This is a genomic window from Alkalilimnicola ehrlichii (assembly GCF_003399765.1).
Classification (GTDB): Bacteria; Pseudomonadota; Gammaproteobacteria; order Nitrococcales; family AK92; genus AK92.
The window spans coordinates 113,089-132,169 of the sequence record NZ_NFZV01000007.1; the positions used below are offsets into that span (position 1 = coordinate 113,089).

Sequence of the window (19,081 nt, forward strand, 5' to 3'; positions counted from 1 at the left end):
TCCGCGATACTCATCTGCTTTTTTGTCAATCGCTTGCATAGGTTCGGCCCCTGTGGCTTTGACCTGAATCCCATCCTACGAGGGGCCGACAATACCGCTAAGACACGCTTGGTCGATTGATACAACGCTCCAGGTGAGAGTCTGCGTTCAGAGTTTCTCCAACCTCATGGGCGCTTCCGTCGATACTTGCGTTATTGTTCGATCTTGAACCCTCGAATCAGGCGAACCAGCTGAGCGTTAGCTTCCGACAGTTGCGCTGCCGTCTGCGCGTTAAGTCCGTCTTGCTTAACCAGCGATCCGACCATGTCTTTGATGCTTTGCACGTTGCTGTCCACCTGCTGTGAGGCATTGCTCTGCTCTTCTGCCGCCGAAGCGATCTGCATACTTAAGTCATGAATCTTTTGGACGGCATCGGCCATGTCATCCAACCCCTTGTTAACCGAAGCGGTGTGTTCCGCCGTAACCTCAGAGCTGGCTCTGGTCGACTCGATAGAATTTACGACTAATTCAACACTCTCAGTCAGCTGCTTTAGCTGCGCGCTGATCTCTTCCGTACTGCTCTGCGTTCTAGCGGCTAGGGCGCGAACCTCGTCGGCAACCACCGAGAAGCCACGGCCTTGGTCGCCGGCCCGAGCGGCTTCGATGGCAGCATTCAACGCTAGCAGGTTCGTCTGCGCGGCGATGTCCGAGATGGCGTTAAGGATCGGCAAGATATTTTGTACCGAAGCGCTCATCTTGCTAACTTCTTCCGAGGCGTTGTCTACATTGCCCAGCAGCCCCTCCATGGACTCAGATGCCTTGAAAACAAGGGACTTTGAAACATCGGCTTGGTTGTTGACCTTGCGAATAAAGTCCGACGTATCGTTAGCGCTCTTAGCGACGGCTTCGGACGTATAGCTCATTTCCGTAATAGCGGTCGCGACCTGCTCGGTCTCCTCGGCATGAGCAGCCAATATATTGCCGCTGTTTTCCGATCCGGACTTTAGCGCTTCCAGCGACCCGCTGATGTTATCGCTGGAAACCTTGATATCGAGAACCATCTTCTGAAGATAAGCGATAAATCGATTGATCGACCCCGCAATATCGTCAAGCTCGTCGCCTTTGCCGATTGCAAGGCGATGCGTCAGATCCGCTTCGCCTGCTGACAGGTCGTCGATACTGCTTTTGAGCTTCTTCAGTCTTGCCATCAAGCGATACAGAGCAAAAATAATGGCCGCCAGCATAAGCAGAAGAAGCGGAGCCTGAAACGCTAGCAACAACGTGATCAGCTGGTTGCTTTGTCGATTAAGCGCCGATGAGGGTAGGCTGGCGGCCATAAGCCACGGCGTACCGCTTATTTCCTCAACGAGTAGTGTCAGTTCGCTGCCGTCCGAGCCTCTGTATCTCGTGATCGAAGAACCAACCTCGTCGAGTTTCATCCCGGCTAGTTGGCGGGTGATATCGGCATGCCTCGCCTGGCTACGAACATCGGAAAGAATAATGTCGCCGGGAATGGCGGAGGTATTGCTCACGAGCTTACCGCTACGCTCGAAAATGACCACCTGCCCATTAATGCGCTCCTCGCTACGTGCGGCGAGGTTGTTGAAAAAGCCAAGGGTAACGTCAATGGTTGCAACGCCGTAGAGGGTATTGTCTTTATAGATCCCCATTGCGCAGTTGGTTCGAGCTTCCGCGCTGGCACCATCGGCATAGGCTTTTGCCCAGCCGCACTGGCCCTTTGGGGCGTTGCGGCCGTTCTGATACCACGGCTGCTCATAGTAGTTGGGCGCTTCGTCCGAGTTCCAGTAGAAGTTCTCGACCAGCCGGCCGGAATCATCCCGGTGAAAGAAAGTGCTGTGTTTTTCTCGGCCTTGCGTCCGGCGATTGGGCAACGGCCAAACGCCCCCTCCAAACACTTTTTCTTCGCCATATTGATCAAGAAGGCTGGGCAATTGCTCATCGATTTGATGGCTTTTCAAGACGGGCACCAGCTGAGTTATAGCCCTCTGCTGAGCCTGAACCTGCGCGAGCTCTCTTTGGATATCTTCGCCTATCGCAACTAGCTCATGCCTAACCAGCGCGCTCTCCATGGCAAATAACCTGGGAGCGACAACCCCTCTTAGCGCCATGACGGTCAGCACCAGCATGACCAGAATAAAAGTCAGCAAAAGCAAGCTGTACAAGGACTTGAGACGAATAAGCATGACCGACTTTCTCGCAGAGTTTTAACAGGGAAGATAGCCAAACCTGTCTGATGGGCAACTTGGTGTTGTCCATTCTGTTTTCGTTGACCTGGACGGCGGGAGTGACGTACAGGTAGCTCATCCACTGACAGGGTGCTGAAAAAGTCCGTTCATGCCCCTTCTTGCAGTACTCAGTTGGAGATAAGACCGAAGCGGCAGTCGCGCAGCAAACGAAGCGCTCTCTCAATGGACCACAATCCGATAGGATGCATAAGCAGCGGCGACGAACCAGCTCGCCTACACCGGGGAATACGGCGCCGATTATTGCCAAGGTGCAAACGCCGGCGGGAGCGGCCGGGGCCGTGACGGCTCAGGCGCGGGACTGCCCCGCGGCTCGAGATCCGAATCGATGGAGCCGGCCAGGATTGCGTGGCTGGCTTTCCACAAACCCCGCGCCTAAGAGCTGCTTGTGCTAATTGTCTCCAACGCTGCCGTTGAACGGCGGGCTATTGCAGGCCCGCCCCGGCGCAACGGAGTTCCCCTTTGCCCTATTAACGGCATCCCGGCGGCATACTTGAGGCTGTAGGACCAGCGAGTGCCGGAGGGTCATATATGGGGGGCCGACCGCCTAGACACCCACATGTACTCACCGGTTTCCTTATGTCATGGTTTATGAGTTGCAGGGAGACCTTGCCTAACGTTATGTGACACAGGAGGAAACGGCATCAATGCCTAATGGCTACACATTGCGGCAACTCAACGAAGAAGATTTGGGTCTGATGGATAGGCTCCTGGATATGTTCGGCGAAGCCTTCAACGAGCCTGAGACGTACGTTGGCAAACGGCCTAGCCCTGATTATACGCGCCGTCTGCTCAGTAGCGACTATTTCATCGCCATTGTAGCCACGAAGCACGACGCGGTGGTTGGTGGCATCGCCGCGTACGAGTTACAGAAGTTTGAGCAAGAGCGAAGTGAGATCTACATCTACGATCTGGCTGTATCGGAGGAACACCGATGCCAGGGAATCGCTACTGCCCTGATCATGGAACTCAAGAAGTTAGCGGCTATCCGCGGCGCCTATGTCATCTTTGTCCAGGCTGATACCGGCGTTGAGGATAGAAAAGCCATTTCCCTATACAGCAAACTGGGAACCAGAGAAGATGTGCTCCATTTTGATATCCCTGTTGAAGGACACGACACGTAGCCATTGGTTCCAGACGATGCTCGTACCTCGCGCGCCTAAACGCGAGCATTATGGAGATCATACCAGATGAGGTCATGCCTATTGATTTTCGCCTTTTTCCTGGCGGTTTCATCCGCGCTGGCCGCGGACGATCTGGACCCTCGGGTGGCTTTTGTGGTGTCGATTGGCGAGTGGAATAATGGAGGTCAACGTGGCACATTTCGATTTGTGACCAAGACGCATGGTTTTGAGCATGCTTCTACCAGCCTGTGGATGCAATGGGTTGCCTATCCCGAGGGGTCTGATGGCGAATCAGCAGCAGTGAGATCAGTGGCTATTAATGAACTGAATGATGGATTCTTTTCATTCGAATCCCCAGCATGTTTAGCGGGATGGCCCTGTAAGAAATTCTCGCTGATCGCCACCCATATCTACTCGCATGAATCGCATGCATTCGAGATCAAAGCAGATGGCTTAGGCGAGTACCAGATTCGAGAGGTATCTCCCTAGCAACGGCACCAATACGGATCGGCTTTTACGCTGGGCATTGGGCATAAAAAGGATATGCATGACATCGAACGATCGCTGGACGGTTGGGCGGTCGCTCGCGTTACTCACCGGCGGCGTAGCGGTCTGATTCCATGGCGGGTATACCATCTGGATTCACGCTTTTCCCAATGACTTCGCGATGCACTTCGGTCTGCGAGGCGTTATTGTGCTCGCCTCCGCGGGCTGTTCGTAGCATCGCCCGTTGCAGCGTTGACCGGGTTACTCTCTACACACAGGCAATAGATTAACGACCGAGAAATGAAGAAGATCAACGTCATCGGCACGACAGGGAGCGGCAAGTCAACATTCTCTAAGCTGCTAGCCAAAAAGCTCGGCTACCCGTGCATCCATATGGATCAGCTTTTCTGGAAGCCGAATTGGGTAGAGTCGAGCGATGAAGAGTTCATCCCGAAAGTTGAGTCAGCGGTTTCAGGAGAATCTTGGGTTCTTGATGGCAACTACAGTAGAACTAACGATATCAAGTGGCAGCATGCCGACACCATTATCTGGCTAGACTACTCCTACGCTCGGACTTTTCTTCAGCTACTAAGGCGTACCGTCACTCGCGCTATAACAAAAGAGGAGCTTTGGCCAGGCACGGGCAACAGGGAATCATTCAGCAAGTCTTTCGCATCAAAAGACTCCATTTTCATCTGGTTCTTCCGTTGCTATAAGCGAAACAAAATAAGATATGAAGCTTTGACTAGATCGCCCGCGCATAGCCACATACACTTTATTCGCTTACAAAGCCCTAACGACGCAAAAGCTTTCATTGAGCGTATAGGCGTGTAACAAGACACGGCGCGGACCTTCCGCCCTTGCCTCCCTGCACTCCCCACGTGCCGTGCATGCCTAATCGGGTTGACTAATTATAACTATCCACCCCAGCGCGGCGATCAGGGGCGAGGCAAGCAATATGGGCCGTACGCTCAAGCGTGCCGGGACCCGACATCGGTTTCGGTTACCGGCGTTTTCTCGCCCGCTGCCTGCACGACGATCGCGCCTGCCCTCACCCCCTGCCCCTGCAACCAAGCCGCAACGGCCTGGGCACGGTACTGGGCGAAGACGCAGGTCTGAAACGAGCTCGATATGATCGATATCAAGATGGGGACCGCAGTTCCGACGGCGCTTTACCATAGCGGCGCCGAAACGCTCGGTAGAACCATGAAAGATTATTAAACCCCGAAGCGAAAGTGGATGGCTGTCCTCTCACATACTTTGCTCTCACATACAGATGTTAGGCCTGATCCCGCCCTTCGCAGGCTGAGGCAAAAGGTGGCGCCTCCGCCCGGTGTCTCGTCCACGGTGATACTCCCACCATGAGCAGCGGCAACTTCCTTAACGATGGCCAGCCCCAGCCCCGCACCAGGAACACGTTCTTCGCGTCGCCAGAATGGCTCGAATATTTGCTCTCTGTTGGCCGGTGCGATGCCCGGTCCGTGATCGACAACCAGAACCCTGGCCATGTCGCGGTGTTGTATAACGATCTCGACAGTGCCCCCTGGCGGCTCGGCTCGTAACGCATTCTCGGCGAGGTTTACGATGGCACTTGCCAAGGCATGCGAATTACCCCGCATAGTCAGCCGAGCAACCTCGGGTACCAGTGCGAGTTGCCTGCCTTCTGCGATGGCAAGCGGCGCGCAGTCGGCAACAACGTCGCGCGCCAATGCTACAAGGTCAATAGCTTCGTCAAGGGGAAGGTCGAGCCGTTCCAATCGGGCAACGAAAAGCAACTGGTCTACCAGCGTGCGCATCCGCTCGACGTTCCGACGTAGTCCTACCCCAGCCTGGACATCCTTCAAGCTGTCGATTCTCGCCGCAAGAATTGCCAAGGGGGTGCGCATTTCGTGCGCTGCTTGGGCCGAGAAGCGCTGTTGGCGGCTGACACCTTGATCGAGCCGGTCAAGTGCGGCATTGATCCCTTGGACTAGCGGTAACAGCTCGGAAGGCACTCCTGGCCCATCCGGCAGCCGCTTTTCCCGCGATCGCAGATCGATGGCGGCGGCCTCCCGAGAGGCGGCTACCAAAGGCCGTAGCGCTCGCCGAACGAAGAAGGGCACAGCGAGAACGACGACCAGCAGGAAAGGACCGAGCTTCTCTATGACTTGTGTCGCTAAGAGGCGAATGAAGGTGGGTATGTCAGAGGCCCGCACACGGTTGTCAGCTACGAACAAGGTGCTCTCTGAGTATGGTTTAGTGCCGGATGTCGCGACCACAACGCTTCCCGCCAGCGGGCTATCGAGGTTGTCGGGGAAGATAAACAACGCATCGAAGAACGTCAGATAACCATAGCGCTGTAATGCGGCAACCAAGTCAGGGTCAGACCCCTCCACGGCATTACCCTGTCTATCGATGATCGCGATACGAACCTCCGGGCGTGCATTTTGGAAGCGCTTCAAGGCCGGTGTGGCAGTGATGGCCGGACGCCCATCCGATCCGTCTACAAGGGCAGACGCTACCAGATGGCTTACGCGGAACTGGGAAACCGCGTACTCGTCTCCTGGACTTGGCCAGAAAATGACCCAAATCACCGTCGTAAGGATGGGAACGACGAATTGAAGGACGACCAGCGGGATGCTCACGCGACTCGCGAGCGACAATCGGATTGGTTTCATGCTTGCTTCATCATGTACCCGACATTCCGTATCGCATGAATCGCCACTCCGGCGTTGCATCGTATAAGGCGCCCGCGCAGGCGCGACACGTGGCCGTCGAGGGCTTTGGGTTGCACGTCGTCATCTAGCCCATACACGGCGTTGAGCAGAGCATCACGCTGAACGACGCGCCCAGCTCGCTGAATCAGCGCCTCGAACAGCAGCAGTTCGCGGTGCTTTAGTACCAGAGGGTGACCGTCGACAGTGGCTTCTCGGTACTGAGGGTCGAAGCATAGGCGGCCGCAGATCAGTGGCGACAAGGGCTCGGCGCCCGGGCGTCGCAACACTGCCCGTATCCGTGCCATGAGTTCATCGGCGAAGAAAGGTTTGGTGAGATAGTCATCTGCTCCGGCATCCAGCCCGCGAACCTTGTCGCCCAAATCGTCGAGTGCGGTCAACAGGATCACCGGCGTGCCCGCGTGGCAAGCGCGAATCGTGGGAAGCAGGGAGAGCCCGTCCCCATCCGGTAGCAGGCGATCCAGCAGAATCAGCGCGTAGCAGGCGGTGCCGAGGGTCAGCTTCGCTTCGTCGCACGAGCCGACGCGGTCAACCAAAAACCGCAGGCGCGGAGGTTGCGCCTCACTAAAGCCGCCATCTCCGGTTCGTCCTCGACCAAGAGAATCCGTGTCATCGCAATTCCTTTCACTAGAAAGGTACCGAACGGCGCAGCCATGGCTTCTGCCGCTCCACCAACCGCTTAGCACCCGTGGGTAATCGAAGTATCGCCTATTTCTAGGCAGCAGACTGTACAAGATTTCGCTCTCACAGCGATGGCAGGAGCGCTGGATTCCTGCTCGGGAGCGAACAAGCCGCACCAAAGGCCGCACACTCGGTTTCCGCGTCGGCAAGGGCTTAGTTTGTCAGGCCAAGGTTGCGCGAAAGTTTCCGCTTGCCGGTCCCGCTGCGCATTGGCGGGTCTGATGGCTGCTTGCGACTAACCCCTTCGTCGGCCCGGGCCTCACGGCGACTTCCCAGCGGCAACACTTCCGCACAACCTTCGAGACGTAGTCTCTCCGAGACTCGCAGACAAACTCGGAGAAATGAAATGACTATAACAAGAAGGAAATGCGTGCTCACTGCCTTTGCGACGTTGCTTGTTGCGGCAGCTATAGGCGGTGGCTCCGCCAACGCCGGTACCTCCGGGTTCGACGTCACGATAGGGTTAAGCGGCGGCGCCATACCCCGCTATGAGGGTAGTGACCGCTTAACGATTTTGGCACTTCCAGAGATAGACGTTACTTGGCGTGACACGCTGTTTGCGAACACCAGTCAGGGCGCAGGCTTCTACGCGATTAACCACGACCGCTTGCAGTTGGGTGCTAGCCTCGGCTACGACTTTGGCCGGCGGGAACGCCACGACCGACAAAACCTGCGCGGAATGGGAAACATCGATGACGCAGCGCTGGGAATGGTCTTCGCGGGCTATAGCTGGCTTGGTCTCGATTTCTCCATAAGCGTGGCCCGTACGCTCGGCGGCGCCCGTGGCACGGTTGCTGAGGCCGGGCTTGCCTATCCGGTGCTACTGGGTGAAAGGCTAGTGTTCGTGCCGAACCTGTCCGCCTCGTGGGCGGATGACAAGCACATGTCGTCGTACTTCGGTGTTTCTCAGTCTCAGGCGAGCCGCTCCGGTTATGCCCGCTACACGGCTGCCGCCGGCATCAAGGACGTCGGTGTCGGTTTCCAAGCAGTGTATGGGCTCAATAATCACTGGACACTCAATCTCGGCATTCACGCCAGCTACCTGCTTGATGAAGCGGCCGAAAGTCCTCTAGTTCAAGAGCGTTTACAACCATCCGGTGGCGTGGGGATCGTGTATCGACGCTAGTCGAAGCCTTGCCAAATCTCAACGAAACTAGAGGAAAATTCGCAATGATGCTGCGCATTATCGCGCTCCTATTGGCGTTCACTGGGGTCGGCTCGCTACCGCCTCTGGTGCACGCGGAAACAACGGCTTCCGAGGGGCGCGCGGCGGCGGTGCTGGGGTCGGAAGAAACCGCTTCCCGGCACCTGACCCGCGCTGACCTCGAGGCTTGGCTGGACGGTTTCGTACCGTACGCTTTGGCACAAGGCGACATAGCCGGAGCGCTGGTTTTGGTCGTTAAAGACGGGCAGGTCTTGCTGAAGAAAGGGTATGGCTACGCGAACGTGGAACATGCTGTTCCAATGGACCCGGAAAGCACGGTTTTTCCGGTGGCGTCGGTCGGCAAGACCCTTACCTGGACAGCGGTTATGCAACTGGTCGAGCAGGGCCTGCTCGAATTGGACCGCGACATTAACGATTATCTCGACTTTCGGATTCCCGATGCCTACGACAGCGCAATCACGATGCGCCACCTGATGACCCACACAGCGGGCTTCGAGGAGCGTATCAAGCAATATCGGCGGAATGGGCCTCAACCCCTGGGAAGCTATCTGCGTGAGGTGCCCGTACCCGCGCGGATTGACCCGCCGGGCGAGGTTCAGGCGTATTCCAACTATGGCACCGTGCTAGCCGGTTATATTGTCGAGCGGGTATCTGACCAGCCGTTCGAGGACTATGTGGCGCACCATATACTCGCCCCTTTAGGTATGGTGCGATCTTCTTTCCGGAGTCCCGTTCCAGAAGCCTTGCAAACGGATCTCGCCAGGAGCTACTCGCGCCGCTCTGCGGGTGCTCCTTATCCGCTTGAGATGCGGCCCGAGCTGACCGCGGATCCGGCGGGTAGCCTCGTTACCACCGTTCCGGATATGGCCCGATTCATGTTGGCACATCTCGAGCGCCGACCCGTCGCCGACTATGCGCTACTGCAGCCGGACACGATGCGGTTGATGCAGGAGCCGGCGTATAGGCCAATTCCCGGTGCGCCCGGCACTACGCTCGGATTCTTTGGAGCCGATTACAACGACTCTCGAGTGATAGGCCATACAGGCGATGACGCAGGCAGTCACAGCGACCTGAAGCTGCTGCTCGACGAAGGCGTCGGGCTGTTTCTATTTGTGAACAGCAGTGGCAATGGTGGTCTGATCGGTGCCGCGTATCGCTTGCGGGCTTCCTTGTATTTTCAGTTCATGGACCGTTACTTCCCGGCCTCGCCGGCAGCGCCGGAACTCACCCTGATAGCCGCGCCCGAGCATGCCCGCCTTATGGCAGGCGAGTATGAGATGTCGCGCCGACCGTCCGGAGATTTTCTAAGTGCGTTGTACTTGGCGGCACGCGTGAGAGTTGTCGCGAACGAGGATGGAACCATCATGACTTCGCCACTTATCAATCTGGAAACGGGTCGCCCACAGACCTGGCGGCAGACTGCTCCGTCCGTCTGGAGTGAGGTAGGCGGACGCGGCAAACTGAACGTGCTAATAGAGGACGGGCGCGTAGTCCGTTGGCTGCCTCGGGACCTTTCCACCTTCGAACTCAGGCCGGTGCCGGCTCTGCGCTCAGCGACATGGAACCTGCCATTGTTGGCGGCCACTGCCACCGTGTTGTTCGCAGTTTGTTTGCAATGGCCGATAGCAACCGTGATACGCAGGCGCTACGCTCGGCATTCGCAGCTGCCGCGCGGGATGGGCGGCACTACCGGCGGATTCGCCTGGCCGCCGCGATAGGTTTTGCCTTTCTGCTTGCCTGGGCGGCCCTGCTCCTGCTGGTCGCCGCAGGCGTGGCAGAGTTTGATACCGGGCTTGATCGATGGATCCGCGCAGTTCAGGCCATCGGTCTCCTTAGCATCGTGGCCACGGTGGTCGCTGCATGGAGCGCATGGCAGACACTGATCGGGCCACACAGCCTGGGGACCAAGATCTGGAGCATTATCGTAGCCCTCGCCATGGTCCAACTGGCCTGGTTCTCTCTCGCCTTTGGCCTGATCAGTATCGATCTGAATTACTAAGGAAAGGGGATCACGCCAACGCTCATTCGCCGGCTGGCGGCCGGCGTCCCGGTTGCGTGCTTGTCTTCACTGGGCGGCGCGTTGCCGGCAGATACCCTACCCTGGTGCCGCAGTGCAGTCCGAGGTCATGGAATCGCTGTTCGGGGACGTTCCGCTACTGTTCAAGGTCTGGCAGGCGCGCCCATCGTCGCCACCCTCGGCAGTCTGTATCTCGTGAACGCCTGGTGGACGGGCCTGAAGCCGGGGCTTCGGAAGATACCCATCACGTTAGCGCTTGAGCACGGGGAGGCTTCCATCCAACTTCCTATGGCAGCGACCGAGGGCTCTGGCGAACTGAAAGTGCCTTTCGGCGCCTGCTCCGACGGGCGCCACTAGTAGCCGTCCGACGTCTCCGCCAGGATGGCATAGGCATTAAGCGTTGTTCAGCCCCAGGTTGTCGCCGCTGCCGCCGGCGCAGGCATACGCGAGCTGCAGACCTCGGCACGGCCGGTCTGGACGCGGTTGTAGTTGTTGGCGTTAACCTCGGTGCAGTCGTAGCTGGAGTCACTACAGGCCCTGAGTGCCCAGTTAATGCGGAGCGCTTTGTTAAGATTAGTCACTGCTAGAACCTACAAGTATCCAGCGCTGGTCGTTTGAATGGATATCATAAGCAAAGTCCCAAAATACGGGATAGGCAGGATGCCCATTTTTAAATCCAAACTCAGTAACCAGTTCCGCTTTCTCAAGACCAATGAGCGAAAACACTTTATTCATTAATTCAGTGATTTCAGCCTCTTTGGACTCTAGCTCCAGTGGGCCCGAGCCAATGTGACCTTTATATAAAACCTTATCCATAATTTCGGATATGGCTTCCTGCGGCGATGAAGGCACAACACTCGATATTTCACATTCCTTTGAAATCAAGCTTCTGAGAGCTTCGGCCAAGCCTAAATCCGATTCAGCGGGCCCATACAGATTGAGCCAGACCTCATAGTTAATCCCGTATAGGAGATGCTCGACTCCCTTGAGCGCTTCCAGCCTTGAATCTCGCACAATTTTCATAGAGCCCTACCGCCGTGTACAACGGTGGCCGACGCAGGAGGCCATGCGGCGAAGGCCGCAGCGAATTGATCCACTTTGTTACACCTTTCCAAGCCCAAATACTTTCTCGACAACTTCATCGATGAGCTCTTCAGAAGCGACTAGCGGGGCCAGAGCATCGTGGATGAATGCGGCCCTCTCGCTCTGCGGTAGATCTTGCAGTGATCGCTGGCTAAGGGCACTTACTAGCGCCGAGACCTTTTGGGGATGATTCTCAGCTCTTCTCCACTCGCCCCACTGAGCTCCCTCGCGTGCTTCCAACTCCGCTACAACGTTGTTGGCAAGCTTGGCTACAATTGGACTACCTGCTATATCGCGGTCGTCCGGATCGGGGCTAAACTTTGCCTCCAACAAGCATCGATGCAGCGCTAGCAACTCATTTGGATCTTCGATATTCATAGTATGTAACAGTGATTAGACAGCGCACGTTATGATGGCAAACAACCGGGTGCTACATGATACCGCGCTTTGGCTGCCACAACGCCCTGCTTATGTTGATTGCCAGTGCCTTAGCGAACTTCTGCATTCGGCACCATGCGTTCGGTTTTCTTACGCCTCAAGCAATGCCGCCCACGCTTATTCCCGGCCTTCCTCCCGCAAGCGCCCCAGCTCCTGCTCGCACAGCGCTTTGGTTACCTCCAACAAACGCTGCGCTTTGGGCGCTAAGTAATCGAGGTCTTCTTGAGTGACATTAAAGTCGAGATGGTAGCGCGCGGCGATATACGCGTTGTCGAGTAGCTTGAACATATCCCGCTCTAGCCACCCATCACGTTAGCGAAAGACAGGGTGCGGTCGAATGGGTGATGAGATGGACGCCTCCCCTTCACACGGCGTCACGATGCGCCAGACTTTTGGATACGAGACCAAAGTCAAAGAAAAGGAGGCGTCCACCATGGAAGTTAAACTCATCGGCATCGATCTGGCAAAGTCGGTTTTTCAACTCTGCGCGGTGAACCAAGCGGGCCAGGTGGTGTTCAACCGGGCGGTCAAACGCGATCGACTGCTTGCCGTGTTGCGCCAACACCCCGCGGTCCCCCTGGTCATGGAGGCCTGCTATAGCGCCCACCACTGGGGAAGAACCTTTCAGGCGCTGGGCCACCCCGTCCGGCTCATCCCACCCCAGCACGTCAAGCCCTTCGTGCGCGTGAACAAAAACGATGCCGGCGATGCGCTCGCCATCTGCGAGGCCGCCCAGCGACCGGGCCTGCATTGTGTCCCAGTGAAATCGGTCGCACAGCAAGACTTGCAGCTGCTGCATCGCTTACGCCAGCGCTCGGTCCGTCAGCGCACGCAGCTAGCCAACCAAATGCGCGGGCTGGCCGCCGAGTACGGGGTCGTGTTCCCCAAACAGCTCAATCCGCTCGGCCGCTGGGTCGTTCAGCCCAAGGCCCGACGCGGGCACAATAACAGAACTACTTACCCTGGGTTTTGCGGTTACCGATAAAGCAACCGGTCTCCGGCCCTGATAAGAGCCTGGTCGTGGGACACGTCGCCAACCGAGCACGTGTGGGTGTATAGGCGGTCAGGGACCGGATGTCATCACGGTGCGGGGCCCGCCAATACCGCCCCATTAACGACGCCGGATAGTTGTCCGCGAACCCACTGCTTTATCGACGAACACCCTTGACCACGGGGAGGCGTCCATATATGTCCCCTAGTGTAGTGTCAATCACGTAACCCTCTATCACTGTTATATTTTCGGCGCACAAAACGAACATGTAATACAGCGTTTTGTGCGCCGTCGAGAATTCTTTTTCCCTACGCATTGAAAGCCACTCGGGTGGCGGCATATTGCCCCAATACACAGGACAGCCGGGTTACGGGCGACGCCTACAAGGAGGTTACACCGTGCAGAACACCCTATCCACCCTGGCCAATCAAAGGCTTCAGCTACTCCCAACGCACCGTAGCCCTCCGGTATACGCTGTGGATCAACGACGGAAGGATGAGCCATGAGTGCAGAACAAGACCCGCCGCGCAGCGAGAGCGAGGTCATTCCCGTCGTTCGGGAAGAGCTGGATATCCAGAAGCGTGAGCGTGAAACGGATAGAGTGCTCGTCACGAAGCAGCATGAAGAAACTCTCCAGCATGTCGAGGAACCCCTATTTCGGGAAAACGTGGAGGTTACGCGGATACCGAAGAATGAATTAATTCAGGAACGGCTAGCGGTTCGCACAGAAGGAGATACCACGATCATACCGGTTATTGAGGAAGAAATCGTTCTGGAAAAAAGGCTGGTTCTGCGAGAGGAGGTGCATGTAACTAGGACGCGCAATACAAGCAGCTACGTCGACGACATTCCGATAAAGACCGAGAAAGTAACCGTAGAGCGTGGCAGATCCAACGGCAGTAGCGGGAACGGCGAGCGAGGCGTCAGCCCACCCGGTGAATGATTCCGCCCCGTTCTGATGATTTGATGTAGAAGGATATAGACATGGCTAAGACAGTAGTAGGTTCGTTTGACAACTACCAAGAGGCTCAATCAGTTGTAGAGGAGCTCGCTCAGGCTGGGTTTGACCACGACAACATTAGCATCATGGCCAAGGACCAAGAGCGGCGCGACCGCGAGGGCTCAGAAGCTGGCGGCGATACCAGCGACGTCGCCTCCGGCGCAGGCAAGGGCGCCCTCGCCGGAGGGGGGCTAGGGCTGGCGGCAGGCGTAATTGCCGTTGCCGTACCAGGGATCGGGCCAGTACTGGCTGCCGGTCCGCTCGCGACGGCACTCGCCGGCGCGGGGATCGGCGCAGCCGCCGGCGGTGCCATCGGCGCCTTGACCAAGCTTGGCGTCGGCGAAGAGGATGCGCACGCATACGCCGAAAACATCCGGCGTGGCGGCGCTGTTGTGGTGGTGGATGCAACGGATGCGGATGCAGAACAAGCCGCCGGCATCATGCATAACCATGGGGCGATCGACATCGACCGCCGCCGCGAACAGTGGCAGCAATCGGGATGGCAAGGTTTCGACGAAAATGCCGAACCTTATGAAGCCGAGCAGGAGCAGGTTATCCCGGCGGTAAACGAAGAGTTGGAAGTCGGTAAGCGTGAAGTTGAGAGCGGCCGTGCGCGGGTGTATGTCCGTAGTACGGAAGAACCTGCCCACGAAGAAATCAAGTTGCGGGAGGACGATCTTCATGTGGAGCGTCGCCCGGTGGACCGCCCAGCATCCGAGCGCGATCTGGAAGCTTCCCGCGATCAAAGCATGGAGTTTAGGGAGACAAAGGAAGAACCCGTCGTGCAAAAGACGCCGCGCGTCACAGAAGAGGTGCGCGTTGGCAAAGAGTCCCGCGAGCGGACGGAGGAGATCGACGACACTGTTCGCCGCACGGATGTGGAAATCGACGACGAGGAACACCGCCAGGGGCAGCCGCCCCGTCACCCCGACGAACCCGGCCGCCCGCTAAACCCCTAACCGCGTGCCGAATTTGCCGCCGGTCCAACGGCCGGCGGCAACAGGAGGTGTTATGGCAGATCAAGATCAGAAGAATCAGCCGCCCGAACGGAAGGTGGGCATCTACGATCGGCCGGAGCAAAAGCCGGCTGATCACTCCCGCCGCAACTGGATGTTGCTAGTGCTCGCGATGGCGTTCGCAATCGCAGTGATAGTGCTGTTGGTGTGGTCCCCGGCTCAAGGGGCGCAGCCGTATTCGCAATCCGAGCCGATAACGGAAACCACCCCAACACCGCCACTGTCGCCGAAGGTAGGCTCTACAGAACCCCCAAGCCACAAACTGCCCGAAAGCATGGTAAAGAGCTAGCCTGCTGGCACGTTTGTCTCGGTTGGAAGGAACTCCTCGAGTCCTTTCCTAAGCCTATTTTTGCCCATTCGCTCGGTGGTGGTTTCTTGGGCTTCAGCAGTTGGGCCTGCGAGCTTCATCGATGAGCTCCGCCAAGTCTGGCGGTATCGGCATTGGCTTGAATGGGCTGACGTTCGCACCGCCGGTATTGCCTGCGGGTATCAGGCCTACAGCAGTCTTCGTAACGACTGAACCGCCCCGGTTATCTCGGAGGCTCGTGGGTGTGAGTCACGCCGCCTCGGCTTCGGCAGGCGGCCGATCGGCCCCAATAACCGGCGGTGGTTAAACCAATCGACCCAGATCAGGGTGGCCAACTCCACCGCCTCACAGCTCTTCCATGACTGGCGGTGGATGACCTCGGCCTTGTACAGGCCGTTAATCGTCTCCGCCAGGGCATTGTCATAAGAGTCGCCGACACTGCCGACCGACGGCTCGATGCCGGCCTCCTTAAGCCGTTCGCTGTAACGGATGGAGACGTATTGCACCCCTCTGTCGCTATGGTGAATCAATCCGTGCTGCGTAGGCCGGCGCGCCGACAAGGCCTGCTCGAGCGCATCGAGCACGAAATCCGTGCGGGCCGAGCGCGACGCCTTCCAGCCGACAATGTGTCGGGCGAAGACGTCAATAACGAACGCGACGTAGACAAAGCCCTGCCAGGTGGAGACGTAGGTGAAATCCGACACCCACAGCGCGTTCGGCCGATCAGCGTGAAACTGGCGATTCGCGCGATCCTGCGGACACGGCACGGCCTTGTCGCTCACCGTCGTCTTGACCGGCTTGCCGCGCACGGTTTCGGAAGACACCCATCACGTTAGCGAAAGACAGGGTGCGGTCGAATGGGTGTCCCGGTGTCTTCCGGTGTCTTCGGGGATCGACTTTCTATTCATCAGAGCCACTCAACATTCTCAATAACGCTCAGGCCGAGGCCGATCGCTCAACTGCCCAACGATGTGCGTGAGCCGCGCGCTTTAGCGCGTCGGCTCCACGCGCTGGTTGGGCGCTCACCCACAGCTAACGCGCCGACAAACCCCAGGATGACTGCCCAGGGCTCGTTTCTTCTTAGAGCCAATCAAAAACCATGCGGCCGTTGAAACCCTGCGATACCAGCCTGCTCAAGCCGCCGAGCGAAGTGGATCGTGGTGAGATCCTGGCCGGGCGCTCCAACAACCAGAACTCCAAAGGGCAGCCCGCACTCGGTCTTGCCTATCGGAACCGAGGTCGCGGGAAGCCCCAGCAACGTCGGCAGCGCTATCCAGCAAAACTGATCCACATAGCTTCGCCTCTCGCCGTTCACAAACAGCTTTCGCAGGAAATTCGGCTCTCTGTGATCGTGCTTGATCGCGACCACCGGGTTGACCGGCGTCAAAAGGACATCATGGTCATCGAACAGGCTGGCAATCTGGCGCCGCATGCGCTCGCGCTCTTCATTCCAAAGCCCCCATGCTCTGTGCGACTGGACCGCGCCTTTCGGATACTCCTGAGCTCCCCTCGTCAACCCTAGGAGCTTTGGGAGCATCGGACCTACCCAGCTGAGCAGTTGCATCTCCGCCCGTTCGATAGGTGATAACATGTGCGTCAGTCCGCTCCCAAGCAGATTGAAGTACACCGGCAAGATTTTGTTCAACTGCAGCAACTCATGCCGCGCCTCCGATACCCGCGCTCCCCGCTCAACCAGCGACTTGCAAAGCGCTGAGTAGCCCTGCGACAGCTCGCTGTCGATGGGGCAACTTGAGTCCACGAACCAGCAACCAACCCGAAAGTCGGCCAGCTTCTCAACCTGCGGAACAATGAACCTTGCATCGCTGCCACCCATAACGCGCAGCCCGAGTTCAAGATCATCCGCCGTCCGCGCGAGGGGACCGGCCTCCTCCATATCGACCGTAACGAGGTGCCCAGGTGCAGGGGGAATATGTCCGCGCATCGAAGTCAGGCCTGTTGAAGGCCGATGGCCAAACACACCGCAAAAGTGCGATGGAGTGAGGTTCGACCCACCCAAGTCGCTGCCAATCTCCAGCGGAGCAAACCCTGCCGCCAGGGCAGCCGCGCTACCGCCCGAGGACCCGCCGCTGGTGCGGCTAATGTCGTGAGGGTTGCGGGTACAGCCAAAAATCTTGTTGTTCGTTTGTAGGTCCCCTGCATACGCAGGTACGTTGGTCTTGCCAATCACGATGGCGCCGCCGTCGGTCATCCTCTGCACACAGTCGGCGTGGCGCTCAGGGATGTGGTGCGACATCTCTGTTGCCCCGGCGGTACAGCGCAGCCCCGCGACCTCGAAGGTATCCTTGACCGTAATCGGCACCCCATGCAGTGGCCCCAGCGGCTCACCGCGTCTGACCGCTTCATCGGCAGCGCGCGCCTCCCGCAGCGCGCTGTCCTCGGCTAGCGTCACGACCGCATTGATAGCCCCGTTGTACGCGCGAATACGCTCAAGCAGGGCCCCCACGACGTACTCGCTAGTGGAACTGCCAGCCTGGATCCGTTGCGCGAGCTGACTCGCAGAAAGATAGAAAACATCTGTCTCATCGTTAGACCCAGCAACCATTCTTCCCCATACCCTCGTGTCGCGCTGCACCCAGAACCTGCTTATCAGCCGTGCCCAACGCCTTGCTCACCGGAAAATTGGGAGCGCAGCGAGTAATTTTCCGGTGCAGCAACTTGTTGTACGTTTCGCACCCATAGCTACGACGTCTGCTCCTTGATCGCCTGGATAATCTTCGGCCAGTCTTCATGATGCAATTCATGCCCGGAGCCTTCCAGTTTCAGGATTTTTGAACCACGAATCGCATCCTTCAACGCCAATCCATGAACATATGGAAGTACAGGATCCTCCGTGCCGTGAATAATCAAAGCTGGTACAGCTATCTCATTTAATCTGCCGAGCCATTTCTCGCCACCACCTAACGTAGTGTGGTTGAATGTTGTCAGGATATTTGGCGTACGGTCAAAATTTAACTCAGCAATCTTTTGTATCTTCTCAGCGTCAAAAACATGCGCGGTACCTGAGTTGATTCGCCACGCTCCGACCTGATACGCGACGACAGCATCTCTATCAGACCAGTCCAGCGATTCCGCCCGTTGGTGATACTCAATGATGGCAGGATCAAAAGAGGGCATATCAGGATCTGCATCTGCAAGCCGTTCTGAAGCAATCAGCGTCAAGCTCTTCACACGTTTCGGATACTTGATAGCTACAAGCTGGGAAAGAAATCCCCCCAAAGACATGCCGACTAAATGAGCAGCCTCCAGACCATAACCGTCAATGACGCGAACCACATCATCTGCTAATTCTTCAACGGAATATGGAGCTTGACCTGGCTCATAGCTTGTTGATTTCCCGGTATCACGGTGGTCGTACCGGATCACATAGCGACCCATTGTGGCTAGTTCGGAGCAAAACTCATCAGGCCACCATACCGCCGACGACATCGCCCCCATGATCAGAATAATTGGTTCATCGGTCGGGTCACCGAATGATTCGGTATAGAGTGAAATTGCGTTATCAAAAACTACCTTTTCTTTCATACTTAAACTGCCTTCAGGTTTTACGTACAACACCCCAAGCAGGGGAATATTTTGCGTTTTGAGCGTAGCGAAGCAAAATATTCCCAACTGCCTTGGATTGTTATATGCATTTAATTGACATTTCTGGATACAAAGTTATTTAGCTCAGAGACTGACTTAACAATGTATAATGACTTTTTATCTGACATTGCTTCTAATCTGGCAGTGAAGTCATCATTCCAGAATTTTGGGCATAGCCGTAAAACTTTATAGCTCTCAAAAGTACCTTTTAGT

The 19,081-nt window shown here is 57.0% G+C and carries 20 protein-coding genes and 1 pseudogene; 10 read left to right on the forward strand and 11 right to left on the reverse strand.

Going from position 1 to position 19,081, the window contains the following annotated elements:
* Nucleotides 1-191: 191 nt before the first annotated feature.
* Nucleotides 192-2,183, reverse strand: a complete 1,992-nt coding sequence (locus CAI21_RS08845; RefSeq protein ID WP_116301956.1) for a methyl-accepting chemotaxis protein — start codon at nt 2,181-2,183, stop codon at nt 192-194.
* Nucleotides 2,184-2,890: 707 nt separating this feature from the next.
* On the opposite strand from CAI21_RS08845, the gene CAI21_RS08850 reads away from it, so the two are divergent.
* From CAI21_RS08850 to CAI21_RS08860, 3 genes are all read left to right on the forward strand, one after another.
* Complete coding sequence (locus CAI21_RS08850) at nt 2,891-3,367, forward strand: AAC(3)-I family aminoglycoside N-acetyltransferase (protein WP_116301957.1); 477 nt, start codon at nt 2,891-2,893, stop codon at nt 3,365-3,367.
* 81 nt (nt 3,368-3,448) lie between these two features.
* The gene (locus tag CAI21_RS08855; RefSeq protein WP_147305071.1) at nt 3,449-3,856 is read left to right on the forward strand and encodes a hypothetical protein; all 408 of its coding nucleotides are present in this window, start codon (nt 3,449-3,451) and stop codon (nt 3,854-3,856) included.
* A gap of 297 nt (nt 3,857-4,153) precedes the next feature.
* Nucleotides 4,154-4,687: an AAA family ATPase gene (locus tag CAI21_RS08860; RefSeq protein ID WP_116301959.1), complete on the forward strand. Its 534-nt coding sequence runs from the start codon at nt 4,154-4,156 to the stop codon at nt 4,685-4,687.
* A gap of 383 nt (nt 4,688-5,070) precedes the next feature.
* On the opposite strand, the gene CAI21_RS08870 is transcribed toward CAI21_RS08860, so the two are convergent.
* Together CAI21_RS08870 and CAI21_RS08875 are read right to left on the reverse strand one after the other, a co-directional pair.
* A complete protein-coding gene (locus tag CAI21_RS08870) occupies nt 5,071-6,510 on the reverse strand; it encodes a sensor histidine kinase (RefSeq protein WP_181919338.1) in 1,440 nt (479 codons plus the stop codon).
* The gene (locus CAI21_RS08875; RefSeq protein ID WP_220347811.1) at nt 6,507-7,103 is read right to left on the reverse strand and encodes a response regulator transcription factor; all 597 of its coding nucleotides are present in this window, start codon (nt 7,101-7,103) and stop codon (nt 6,507-6,509) included. The genes CAI21_RS08870 and CAI21_RS08875 overlap by 4 nt, the downstream gene beginning before the upstream one ends.
* 491 nt (nt 7,104-7,594) lie before the next feature.
* Between CAI21_RS08875 and CAI21_RS08880 the strand changes: the two genes are divergently transcribed.
* From CAI21_RS08880 to CAI21_RS08890, 3 genes are read left to right on the forward strand one after another with little or no spacing between them, the layout of a single operon-like run.
* Complete coding sequence (locus CAI21_RS08880) at nt 7,595-8,374, forward strand: MipA/OmpV family protein (protein WP_116301962.1); 780 nt, start codon at nt 7,595-7,597, stop codon at nt 8,372-8,374.
* A 44-nt stretch (nt 8,375-8,418) separates the two neighbouring features.
* On the forward strand, nt 8,419-10,131 hold the full coding sequence (locus tag CAI21_RS08885) for a serine hydrolase domain-containing protein (protein ID WP_116301963.1): 1,713 nt from the start codon (nt 8,419-8,421) through the stop codon (nt 10,129-10,131).
* Nucleotides 10,132-10,184: 53 nt separating this feature from the next.
* Nucleotides 10,185-10,412, forward strand: coding sequence for a hypothetical protein (locus CAI21_RS08890; RefSeq protein ID WP_116301964.1), 228 nt, complete (start codon nt 10,185-10,187; stop codon nt 10,410-10,412).
* Between the two features lie 422 nt (nt 10,413-10,834).
* Here the strand turns inward: CAI21_RS08890 and CAI21_RS23125 are convergent, their stop codons facing one another.
* From CAI21_RS23125 to CAI21_RS23130, 4 genes are all read right to left on the reverse strand, one after another.
* A complete protein-coding gene (locus CAI21_RS23125) occupies nt 10,835-11,011 on the reverse strand; it encodes a hypothetical protein (protein WP_181919339.1) in 177 nt (58 codons plus the stop codon).
* Nucleotides 11,004-11,453, reverse strand: coding sequence for a hypothetical protein (locus tag CAI21_RS08895; RefSeq protein WP_116301965.1), 450 nt, complete (start codon nt 11,451-11,453; stop codon nt 11,004-11,006). Before CAI21_RS08895 ends, CAI21_RS23125 begins: the two co-directional genes overlap by 8 nt.
* A 78-nt stretch (nt 11,454-11,531) precedes the next feature.
* On the reverse strand, nt 11,532-11,891 hold the full coding sequence (locus CAI21_RS08900) for a hypothetical protein (protein ID WP_116301966.1): 360 nt from the start codon (nt 11,889-11,891) through the stop codon (nt 11,532-11,534).
* 177 nt (nt 11,892-12,068) lie between these two features.
* Nucleotides 12,069-12,239: a hypothetical protein gene (locus CAI21_RS23130; protein ID WP_181919340.1), complete on the reverse strand. Its 171-nt coding sequence runs from the start codon at nt 12,237-12,239 to the stop codon at nt 12,069-12,071.
* A gap of 145 nt (nt 12,240-12,384) precedes the next feature.
* Between CAI21_RS23130 and CAI21_RS08905 the strand changes: the two genes are divergently transcribed.
* The 4 genes from CAI21_RS08905 to CAI21_RS08920 all read left to right on the forward strand — a co-directional run bounded on the left by CAI21_RS08905 (nt 12,385) and on the right by CAI21_RS08920 (nt 15,247).
* Entirely contained in the window at nt 12,385-12,936 is a 552-nt protein-coding gene (locus CAI21_RS08905) for an IS110 family RNA-guided transposase (protein WP_181919341.1), read from the forward strand.
* Nucleotides 12,937-13,444: 508 nt separating this feature from the next.
* Nucleotides 13,445-13,885 (forward strand): DUF2382 domain-containing protein, encoded by a 441-nt coding sequence (locus CAI21_RS08910; RefSeq protein ID WP_116301968.1) that lies wholly within the window; start codon nt 13,445-13,447, stop codon nt 13,883-13,885.
* Nucleotides 13,886-13,926: 41 nt separating this feature from the next.
* On the forward strand, nt 13,927-14,901 hold the full coding sequence (locus tag CAI21_RS08915) for a DUF2382 domain-containing protein (protein WP_116301969.1): 975 nt from the start codon (nt 13,927-13,929) through the stop codon (nt 14,899-14,901).
* A 52-nt stretch (nt 14,902-14,953) separates the two neighbouring features.
* Entirely contained in the window at nt 14,954-15,247 is a 294-nt protein-coding gene (locus CAI21_RS08920; protein ID WP_116301970.1) for a hypothetical protein, read from the forward strand.
* Between the two features lie 93 nt (nt 15,248-15,340).
* Here CAI21_RS08920 and CAI21_RS25905 read toward each other — a convergent pair whose 3' ends face one another.
* The 4 genes and pseudogenes from CAI21_RS25905 to estX form a co-directional block, all read right to left on the reverse strand.
* Nucleotides 15,341-15,451: a DUF3703 domain-containing protein gene (locus CAI21_RS25905; protein WP_220347821.1), complete on the reverse strand. Its 111-nt coding sequence runs from the start codon at nt 15,449-15,451 to the stop codon at nt 15,341-15,343.
* Nucleotides 15,452-15,453: 2 nt separating this feature from the next.
* A pseudogene (locus CAI21_RS08930) lies at nt 15,454-16,074 on the reverse strand (IS3 family transposase); the annotation flags it as partial.
* A gap of 281 nt (nt 16,075-16,355) precedes the next feature.
* Nucleotides 16,356-17,729 (reverse strand): amidase family protein, encoded by a 1,374-nt coding sequence (locus CAI21_RS08935; RefSeq protein WP_220347813.1) that lies wholly within the window; start codon nt 17,727-17,729, stop codon nt 16,356-16,358.
* 236 nt (nt 17,730-17,965) lie between these two features.
* A complete protein-coding gene (gene estX, locus CAI21_RS08940) occupies nt 17,966-18,808 on the reverse strand; it encodes a macrolide esterase EstX (RefSeq protein ID WP_116301972.1) in 843 nt (280 codons plus the stop codon).
* Between the last annotated feature and the right edge of the window lie 273 nt (nt 18,809-19,081).

Coding starts and splice junctions, on each gene's coding strand:
- CAI21_RS08880 (WP_116301962.1), top strand. CDS start 7,595: ATGACTATAACAAGAAGGAAATGCGTGCTCACTGCCTTTGCGACGTTG.
- CAI21_RS08870 (WP_181919338.1), bottom strand. CDS start 6,510: ATGAAACCAATCCGATTGTCGCTCGCGAGTCGCGTGAGCATCCCGCTG.
- CAI21_RS08900 (WP_116301966.1), bottom strand. CDS start 11,891: ATGAATATCGAAGATCCAAATGAGTTGCTAGCGCTGCATCGATGCTTG.
- CAI21_RS08905 (WP_181919341.1), top strand. CDS start 12,385: ATGGAAGTTAAACTCATCGGCATCGATCTGGCAAAGTCGGTTTTTCAA.
- CAI21_RS08845 (WP_116301956.1), bottom strand. CDS start 2,183: ATGCTTATTCGTCTCAAGTCCTTGTACAGCTTGCTTTTGCTGACTTTT.
- CAI21_RS08915 (WP_116301969.1), top strand. CDS start 13,927: ATGGCTAAGACAGTAGTAGGTTCGTTTGACAACTACCAAGAGGCTCAA.
- CAI21_RS23130 (WP_181919340.1), bottom strand. CDS start 12,239: ATGTTCAAGCTACTCGACAACGCGTATATCGCCGCGCGCTACCATCTC.
- CAI21_RS08860 (WP_116301959.1), top strand. CDS start 4,154: ATGAAGAAGATCAACGTCATCGGCACGACAGGGAGCGGCAAGTCAACA.
- CAI21_RS08885 (WP_116301963.1), top strand. CDS start 8,419: ATGATGCTGCGCATTATCGCGCTCCTATTGGCGTTCACTGGGGTCGGC.
- estX (WP_116301972.1), bottom strand. CDS start 18,808: ATGAAAGAAAAGGTAGTTTTTGATAACGCAATTTCACTCTATACCGAA.
- CAI21_RS08895 (WP_116301965.1), bottom strand. CDS start 11,453: ATGAAAATTGTGCGAGATTCAAGGCTGGAAGCGCTCAAGGGAGTCGAG.
- CAI21_RS08850 (WP_116301957.1), top strand. CDS start 2,891: ATGCCTAATGGCTACACATTGCGGCAACTCAACGAAGAAGATTTGGGT.
- CAI21_RS08920 (WP_116301970.1), top strand. CDS start 14,954: ATGGCAGATCAAGATCAGAAGAATCAGCCGCCCGAACGGAAGGTGGGC.
- CAI21_RS08910 (WP_116301968.1), top strand. CDS start 13,445: ATGAGTGCAGAACAAGACCCGCCGCGCAGCGAGAGCGAGGTCATTCCC.